Here is a 9,962-nt window from a genome sequence, read left to right as displayed (position 1 = left end):
GCGCTGGCGCAGGTGACGGTCTCTGTTCTCGATCAGAAAGCGGCCGAGCAGGAGCGGGACGAGATCGGGGTGGCCGACCTGGCGATCTCGCCGGTGGCGCCTCCCGTGGTGCCGGCACACAACGACCTGTCGATCACAGTCGTGACCGCGCGCGGCGGCGGCGGAGAGGTCCGAATGGTCTACGCGACCGACCTCTTCGACAGTTCCACCGTGCAGACCTTCGCCGATCGATTCGTCAGGATTCTGACCTTCGTCGTCGAAGATCCTTCGATCGCACTCATCGACATCCCGTTGACGACTGATGACGAGCGTGCCCAGTTGCAAGAGTGGGCCCGCGGGCTCGATGCCGCGGATGCCCCGGAAACGCTCAGAGACCTGATGGCATACGCACGCGTCGCAACGGAGCGGACCGGTGGGTGAAGTGGTGAACGAGAGTACTGACAACGAGAGATTGCGAACCATGACTGCCCTGGACGTTTCCCTTGACCGTCCGGCGATCATCGATGGTGATCGGACCGTGAGCCGTGCAGAGTTCGACCGCAGAGTGACGGGGCTGGCCCGAGAGCTCACCGCGCTGGGTGTCGGGGCGGAGGTCGCAGTCGGTATCCAGATCGACCGTTCCGTCGAACAGGTCGTCGCCATCCATGCCGTCGCGATGGCCGGCGGGCACTTCGTACCCCTCGATGAGCAGTTGCCGGTCGACCGCGCGCGCTACATGGTGCGGACAGCCGGAGTTCGGCTCGTCGTGGTGACCAGCGATGGAGAAGCCGAAGCCCGATCGCGGTTCGACGACATCGTCGATGTGCATGTCCTGGACATCTCGAGTCCTGGCGACGCAGATCTGGACGAGGAAGAGTTCGCAGGCCCGACCAGACCTGCGAATGCTGCCTTCACCCTGTTCACGTCGGGGTCGACTGGGCGTCCGAAAGCAGTTGTCATCACCCACCGGGGTATCGCCAACCGGTTGGCAGCCGACATCGAACAGTACGACCTGACCGCGCGAGACGTCTTTCTCTACAAAGCGCCCATCACGTTCGATGTGTCGGTCCGAGAGATCTTTCTGCCGATCGCGATCGGTGCCACGCTGGTCATCGCGGAGCCGGGCAGGCACGGCGATCCGGTCCACCTGGCGGATCTGATCCGCCGCCACGGGGTCACGGTCATCCACTTCGTCCCGGCGATGCTGGCTGCGTTCAACGAGGTTCTCGGGGCCGGGGTCGGCGAGTTGACCTCGCTGCGTCTCATCCAGACCGGCGGGGAGGCCCTGACACCACCGGTCGCTCGGGACCTGATGGTGCGGTTGCCCGGGACGCGGCTCCAGAATCAATATGGGCCGGCCGAGGCCTCGATCGTCGTGACGATTCATCGGGTGACACAGGACGACCGGGTGATCCCGATCGGAACCCCGACTCGTCGGGTGTCGGCGCGCGTTCTCGACGCGGCATTGCGCGAAGTCCCCATCGGTGTCCCGGGCGAGTTGTACCTGGGCGGTGTCCAGTTGGCCCGTGGCTATGCCGGGCGGCCGGATCTGACTGCAGAGCGATTCGTCGCAGACCCCTTCGGCGAGCCCGGTGCGCGGTTGTACCGCACCGGCGACCGGGCTCGGTGGAATCGTGACGGGGAAATAGAGTACTTGGGGCGCACCGACTTTCAGGTCAAGTTGCGAGGCCAGCGCCTCGAGCTCGGCGAGGTCGAGGCCGCTCTCGCCGCGGCTCCCGGGGTGCTCCACGCGGCGGCGGCGGTGGTCGACGGGCCCGGCGGCCAGCAATTGGTCGGTTACCTCGCCCCGGCCGACGTGGATGTCGACACCGTCGCTGCGACTACCGCAGAACTGTTGCCCGAGTACATGCGACCCAGCGCCTGGGTACGGCTCGACGCCATGCCGTTGAGTCGCTCGGGGAAGGTCGATCGGCGTCTGCTCCCCGAACCGGAGATCGCGCCGACTCTGTACGTGCCGCCGGGTAATGCAGACGAGGAAACCGTCGCCGGTCTGTTCGCCGAGCTTCTCGGCGTCGAACGTGTCGGCGTCACCGACTCGTTCTTCGACATCGGTGGCAGTTCGTTGTCGGCTGCGCGCATCGCAGCCCGGGTCTCGAAAGAACTCGGCGTCGACGTGTCGGTTCGTGACGTCTTCGAGTCGCCCAGCGTCCGCGGCCTCGTCCACGCTGTCAGTGGTCGCGGGTCCGCCTTGCCGTCGGTGAAGCGCATCGAACCGAGGCCCGAACGACTGCCGCTCTCCCGGGCCCAGCGTCGGATGTGGTTCCTCAACCAGTTCGACACCGCGTCCGGCGCGTACAACATCCCGGCCGCGCTCACGCTCGCGGGCGATGTCGACGAGACACTGCTCTTCGACTCGCTGTGCGACGTCGTCGAACGTCACGAGGTACTGCGTACCGTTTACCCGTCGGTCGGTGCCGCGCCTGTGCAGGACGTGTTGCCCGTAGCAGTGGCCCGCGAACAGCTCGACTGGCGCGAAGCCGACTCCGTCGAGTCACTGGTCCGCTCGACCACGGAAGGCTTCGACGTCAGTACCCAGATGCCGCTCCGGGGACGATTCCATCGCGACGGGGCAGGTCTGCACGTCGCCCTGACGATGCACCACATCGCGATGGACGGTCAGTCCATCCCGGTCCTCGCGCGAGATCTGATGTCTGCCTATGCGGCGCGGGCAGAGGGTCGCACCGGCGGCTTGCCGGTTCTGGATGTGCAGTACGCGGACTACGCGTTGTGGCAGCAGAGCGTCCTCGGTGACGCCGACGACGAGACAAGCGTTCTCGGCGAACAGTTGAGCCATTGGCGACGTGTGCTCGCCGGTCTGCCCGCGGTGACGGATCTGCCGATGGACCGACCGAGACCCGCCGTGCTCGGCACCGCGGGAGCAACGGTGACCGTCGAGTTCGACGACGATCTCGCCGACCGCGTCGATGTGCTCGCCCGCAGCAACACGATGACGGGTTTCATGGTCACCGAGGCGGCTTTCGCCGCCACCGTGGCCCGGCTCGCCTCCACCACCGATGTCGTGATCGGGACGCCGGTCGCGGGCCGGAACGACCCCGCGCTCGAAGAGCTCATCGGCATGTTCGTCAACACCCTGTTGCTGCGCACACAAGTCGATCCCGGCCACAGCGTCGGAGACCTGCTGGGCAATGTGCGCACGACGGTGTTGGATGCTTTCGCCAACGACCAGGTGCAATTCGATGAACTGATCGAGGCGCTGGCGCCGGAACGGTCGTCGTCTCATCAACCGCTGGCTCAGATCGCATTCACCTACACCGAACCGACCGTCAACGACGTCGCGGGGCTCGAAGCGTCGGGTATCCAGGCGGCCCCCGTCGACACCGGTGTCGTCAATGCGAAGTTCGACCTCACGGTCGCAGTCCGTGCGCGTAGCGGTGGAACGCCGATGGCCGCGGACTTCATCTATGCCACCGACCTGTTCGACGAATCCACGGTGAAACGTTTCGCAGAGGTGTATCGCCGTGTGCTGCAAGCGATCGTCGACGACCAGAACACAGCGGTCGGCGACATCGACATCGTCGGTGCCGCACGAGCGAAGTCCGTGTCCGCACCAGTGTCCGCCCGCACGCCCGGCGCGATGGTCGGCCGTGGCGGTGAGGTCGAGGCCGGGACACTCATCGATGTCCTCGCCCAGCGCGATCTCGATCCCGACCACCCGGCGCTCATCTGCGACGGCACCGAGATGGATTACGACGAGTTCGAGACGCGTACCAATGCGATTGCGCGGGCGTTGCTCGCCCGTGGGGTCTCGCCCGAGGACGTCGTCGCGGTCGGTATGGAGCGGTCGATCGGCTCGGTCCTTGCGACGTGGGGCGTCATCAAGAGCGGCGCGGCCTATGTGCCTGTCGACCCGGCATACCCGGCCGACCGCATCGCCTACATGCTCGAGGACTCGGGCGCGACCGTCGGCATCACCGATGCGAGCACCCGTGCTCGACTCGGCGAATCCTCCTGCGAATGGGTCGATCTCGCAGACCTCGAGGCCGAAGCCGAGTCCGGCGACGACATCACCGACACCGAGCGCAACGGATCGGTGCGGTTGACCAACCTGGCCTACCTGATCTACACGTCGGGTTCGACCGGTCGTCCGAAGGCCGTCGGTGTCTCGCACACCGGCATCGTCGACTTCGTCAACTCGCTCGCCAAGATCACCACGGGCACACCGGAAGACGAGCCTGATACCCGGATCCTGCACGTTGCATCGCCGAGCTTCGACGCGTCGATGTTCGAGATGGCCTGGGCCATCCCCGCGGGACACACCCTGGTGATCGCACCCCAGGCGGACTTCGCCGGCGACGCACTGGCGACGGTGCTGGAGCGCGACGAGGTCACCGACATGATCATCACGCCGTCGGTGTTGGCGACGGTCGATCCGGAACGCGCACAGTACGTGCGGAACCTGGCAACCGGTGGCGAGGCGTGTCCGCCGGAACTGGTCGAGCGTTGGTCGGAGCGCGGCCGACGCATCTTCAACTGCTACGGGCCCACCGAGGCGACGGTGTGGGCGACGCGGTCGCGTATGACGGCCGGCAAGCCGGTGACAATCGGAAAGCCGGTGGACGGCTTCACCGTTCGCGTCCTCGATGGACGGCTGCACGAGGTGCCGCAGGGCGTCGTGGGCGAACTGTATCTGTCGACCGCCGGCCTGGCACGTGGTTACCTCGGCCGTCCTGGTCAGACAGCGGTCAGTTTCGTCGCCGATCCGTTCGGTGAGCCGGGTGCACGGATGTACGCGACCGGCGACCTGGTGCGGGTGGCCAAGGGCGGCAATCTCGAGTTCGCCGGCCGCGCCGACCATCAGGTCAAGATCAATGGACAGCGTGTGGAGCTCGGCGAGATCGAAGCCGTTCTCGATGCCCAGCCGGGTGTCGCCCAGTCGGTCGTGGTCGGTGTCGAGTCGACCCGCGGCGGGCGCAAGCACACCGAGGTCGTGGCCTACCTGGTCGCGAAACCGGGCGCGACCATCGACAGCGCAGCCGTTCTCGACGAGGCGGCGCAGCACCTGGCGGCACACATGGTGCCCAGCCAGGCGATCGTCATCGACGAGATCCCGCTGACACCTGCGGGCAAACTCGACCGCGCGGCGTTGCCCGAACCGCACGCTCCCGAACCGGCCGAGTATGTTGCGCCGGCAAACCCTGCCGAGGACAACCTCGCGCGCATCGTCGCAGGACTTCTGGGCGAAGAGCGCGTCAGTGTCACCGAGTCGTTCTTCGCCCTCGGCGGCGATTCGATCATGTCCATTCAGCTGTCGTCGGCGGCCAAGGCGGCGGGTATTCACCTGTCGCCGCGAGAGATCTTCGAGCTGAAGACGATTCGCGCGATGGCCGCAGCCGCGGCTGCTTCGGGCGGCCCGGTCGCACTGATCGAGGAACTCCCGGGTGGCGGAACGGGCGAGATGCCTCTCCCGCCGGTCACGTCCTGGATGATCGAGCACTCCGAAGAACCGGCAGACTTCGCCGACTTCTCGCAGTCGCTCGTGTTCAACGTGCCCGCTTCCGCCGCGGTAGCCGACCTGCAGACCGTCGTGGAGGCTGTCGCGGCAGCACATCCGATGTTGACCGCGGTGCTCACGAGGTCCGGGGACGGCTGGACCATGAACGCCGGGGCGGGAATCGTTCCGGCCGTCCGGGAGATCGACGCCGAAGGAGCCCTGGACCCGGCTCTCGTCGACGCACACCGGGAGCTCCTCGGCGCGATGGATCCGGGAACCGGATCCCTTCTCGGGACCGCCGTGGTCAACGGCGAGGGTCGCCGACGCCTGGTGATCGCCATCCATCACCTTGGTGTGGATGCCGTTTCGTGGCCGATCCTCGTCGAGGACCTCGTCACGGCCTGGGCGCAGCTCACATCCGGGCGGCCGATCGAACTCCGCCCCGAGGCGACGACCACGCGACGGATCGCGCACCTTCTTGCCGGGCAGGTGCACGCTCGTGCACGCGAGGTCGACTACTGGCTCGAGCAACTGCCCGAACGGCCGACATCCTTCGGGACGAGCGCCGATCGACCGCTCCACCGGCGGCGTGACGAGTCATCTCTGACGTATGTGGTCGACGACGTCGCCGGGTCGATCCTGACGACGGTTCCCCAGGCCTTCGGGAGCAGCGTCGACGACGTACTGCTCGGTGCCCTCGCGCGAGCCGTTCGCGCATGGCAGCTCGACAACGGTATCGCCGACGGCGGACCCGTCACCGTCTCGACCGAGGGACATGGCCGCGACGAGAGCATCGCCGGCGACGAAGGCGCAATCGACCTGTCCCGCACCGTAGGTTGGTTCACCAGCATCACCCCGCTCGCCGTCGACGCGTCGAGCGATGTCGTCCACGCGGTCAAGTCGGCCAAGGACGCGAGACTGTCGCGTCCGGCGGGCGGCGTGGGATTCGGCATCCTCCGTTACAACTCGGACGGCGAGATCGCACACCGTCCGCTCCCGACGATCATGTACAACTACTTCGGCGGCGGCACAGCACCTTCCACCGAGACCGCTCCCGACGACTTCCTGCCCGTCTCCGACCGGCCGAACATGCCGAGCAGCATCACCGGTGCGATGCGTTCGCCGAGTGTCTTCGGGATCAACATCAGCACGGCCGGGCGCGAGGAGAGACGCCTCGAGGCCAAGGTCACCTACGCCACCGACGCCCTCGACGAGGCAGCAGCGTCCGACATCGCCCGGCGCTGGCACGACGAGTTGCGCGCGGTCGTCGAACTGGTCGACGGTGGTGCGGAGATCGGGCTCAGTCGCGCCGACGTGCCTGGCGTGGAGGTCACGCAGGACGATCTCGACCTCATCGCCCAGCAGTACCCCGGGGCGGATGTCTGGCCGATGACCCCGCTGCAGCAAGGCCTGTTCTTCCAGGCGGACCTGGCCAACACCGTTGCCGACCATGACGCCATCGACGTCTATGTCACACAGACCGTCCTGTCGCTCACCGGTGACGTGGACCCCGGCCGTCTGCGGTCCGCGTTGAGTGAACTCCTCGCACGTCAGCGGGTCCTGCGGTCGGGCTTCGTCCGATTGCCCAGCGGCGCCGCGGTCACGGTCGTGCCGGCCGAGGTGACCGTGCCGTGGAGTGTGATCGATCTACGCGCGGAGGACGCCGCGTCCCTCGACAGTCGTGTCGAGGAGGTCCTGGCGACCGAGCGGACCAACCCGTTCGACATGGCGAAGCCCCCGCTGATCCGCGTGGTGTTGGTCGAGCACGGTGACGGCGCAGAACTCGTCGTCACCAACCACCACCTGCTGATCGACGGATGGTCGAGTCCCCTCGTACTGGCCGATCTGCTTTCGCTCTACGCGACCGGTCAGACCTTCACCGGATCGCTCCCGGGAACATCCGGACGAGACTTCGCCGACCACGCGCGCGCCGTCGCGACGGCCGACGTCGAGGCCGGAATCGCAGCCTGGCGTGAGGTTCTCGCGCCCGTCACCGAGCCGACCCTGGTCGCACCCGGTCACGAGCCGTCCGCCGACGCGCCGCCCCGAGACCACCAGTTCTCCATCGACGTGAAAGTCACCGAGCGCCTCGAGGCCTTGGCGCGGAACAACTCGACCACGATGGCGACGGTCGTCCAGTTCGCCTGGGCGATGTTCCTCTCGCGGCTCACCGGCACCAGGACGGTCACCTTCGCCGAGACCGTCTCCGGCCGGTCGCCCGACATCGAGGGCATGGAGTCGATGGTCGGCATGTTCATCAACACGATCCCGGCAGTCGTCGACGTCAACCCCGACGCCACTGTCGTCGATGTGCTGACCGCGGTGCAGAACGACAAGGTGAAGGTCCTCGACCACCAGCAGATCGGTCTGCCGAGGCTGGTTGCGCAGACCGGACTTCCTGCACTTTTCGACACACTCGCGGTGTACGAGTCGTTCCCCGTGAATGTCGACTCGGTCGCGGGTATCGACGCATCGTCGGCCGGTGGCCTGAAGTTGGTGGGTGCCAAGACGTCGGATGCCACGCACTATCCGCTCAACCTCTCCGCGTCCCGTCGCGGTGCCGAACTCGCATTGAAGCTGAAGTACCTTCCCACGGCCTTCGCTCCGGAACAGGTCGCGGTCTTCGCGGACGTCCTGACCGGACTGCTCGGGGCCATCGCCGACCACCCGGAGGCGACATGTGCCGAGATCCCGCTTCTTCCTGCTGAAGCGGCCGTCGAACTCACTCCCGTGACCGGTGGGCCCGCGACGGACCCGGTGACGCTGGCCGAATTGTTCCGGGCCGCGGCGCGCCGCGCTCCCGACCACGTGGCCGTCGTCGACGGCGCGGGTGCACGACTGACCTACCGAGAACTCGACGAGGCGTCGGACCGCCTGGCCCGCTGGCTGATCGGTCGCGGCGTCGGACCCGAGCGTGCCGTCGCACTCGCCATCGGTCGTTCGGCGCAACTGCTGACGGCGATCTGGGCGGTGGCCAAGACCGGTGGCGCCTATGTGCCCATCGACCCCGACTACCCGGCCGAGCGCGTCGCTTCGATGATCGAGGACTCCGGGGCAGTGCTCGGACTCTCGGTCCTCGCGTCCGGTGACCTGCCGGGGCAGGAGTTCGAGTGGATGCGGCTCGACGACGACTCGGTGGCCGCCGAGATCGCTGCTGTGCCCGCCGGACCGATCACCGATGCCGAACGACTCGGGGAGGTGACTGCGGCGAACCTCGCCTACGTCATCTACACGTCCGGTTCGACCGGCCGTCCCAAGGGCGTGGCGGTCACCCATTCGGGGCTGGCGAACTTCGCCCGCCAGGAATCCGATCGCCTGAATGCCGGGGACAACCCGGTGGTCCTCGGGTTCGCCTCCCCGAGCTTCGACGCCTCGGTGCTCGAGTACCTCCTGGCCACCGTCAACGAGGGCACGCTGGCCTACCGTCCGTCGGAGGCGGTCGGCGGGGAAGTGTTGGAGCGGTTCATCGCCGAACACGGTGCGACGCACACGTTCTTGACCCCGTCGGTGCTCTCGACGATGGATCCGACCGCGGTGCCGAGTCTCCGGGTGATCGCGGCCGGCGGCGAGGCCGTGCCACAACCCATCGTCGACCGATGGGCGCCGGCGACCGAGCTGCACAACCTGTACGGCCCGACCGAGACCACGATCGGCATCACGATCTCGTCGGCGATGCGGCCGGGTGACCCGGTGCGTCTGGGCGGCCCGATCGGCGGCGTGGACCTGATGGTTCTCGACGAACGGCTGCGGCCGGTCCCAGTCGGCATGCCGGGCGAGCTGTACGTCGCCGGGGGTGCACTGTCCCGCGGCTATCTCGACCGGTCCGGCCTCACCGCCGAACGGTTCACGGCCAACCCGTACGGCACGGCCGGGCAGCGCATGTACCGCACCGGCGACGTGGTCCGGTGGACTCCCGATACAGACACAGGCGGCCTCACCCTCGAGTACACCGGCCGTTCCGACGACCAGGTGAAGCTGCGTGGACTGCGCATCGAACTCGGGGAGATCGAGGCCGTGCTCGCCGAGCACGACGCCGTCGAATCCGCCGTCGTCCTCGGCGTCGGCGGTTCTGTGGCGACGGCGCTGGCCGCCTACATCGTCCCGGTCGACGGCGCCGTCGAGGTGTCCGAACTGAAGGCCTTCGCCGGCGGGCGGCTGCCGGCGTACATGGTGCCGTCGTCGTTCACCGTGATCGACGAACTGCCGCTGACACCGGTCGGCAAGCTCGACAAGCGGGCCCTGCCGGAACCGGTCCTCGAGGCGGGCGAGTATGTCGCGCCGGCCACCGGTACCGAGCGCACGATCGCCGACGTGGCGGCCGGGGTCCTGAACATCGACGCCGGTCTCGTCTCGGCGACGTCGAGCTTCTTCGAGCTCGGCGGTGATTCCCTCTCCGCGGCACGGCTCGCGGCTCGGTTGTCCGATCAGCTCGGCGTGGCCGTCTCGGTTCGCGACGTCTTCGAGTCCGGTTCCATCCGTGCGCTCGCAGAAACCGTCGGCGGCTCCGAGA

2 protein-coding genes are annotated in these 9,962 nt (G+C 67.5%); both read left to right on the top strand.

Features of this window, described 5'->3' with window-relative positions; genetic code table 11:
* Positions 1-420, top strand: a 420-nt coding sequence (locus tag GONAM_RS18980; protein ID WP_006868376.1) for a condensation domain-containing protein, incomplete at its 5' end; no start/stop codon positions are given.
* A 97-nt stretch (positions 421-517) separates the two neighbouring features.
* The coding region (locus GONAM_RS18975) for a non-ribosomal peptide synthetase (protein WP_167330277.1) at positions 518-9,962 on the top strand (9,445 nt) is incomplete at its 3' end.

The organism is Gordonia namibiensis NBRC 108229 (genome assembly GCF_000298235.1).
GTDB classification, from domain to species: Bacteria; Actinomycetota; Actinomycetes; order Mycobacteriales; family Mycobacteriaceae; genus Gordonia; species Gordonia namibiensis.
This window is presented reverse-complemented; position numbering and strand designations above follow the sequence as displayed.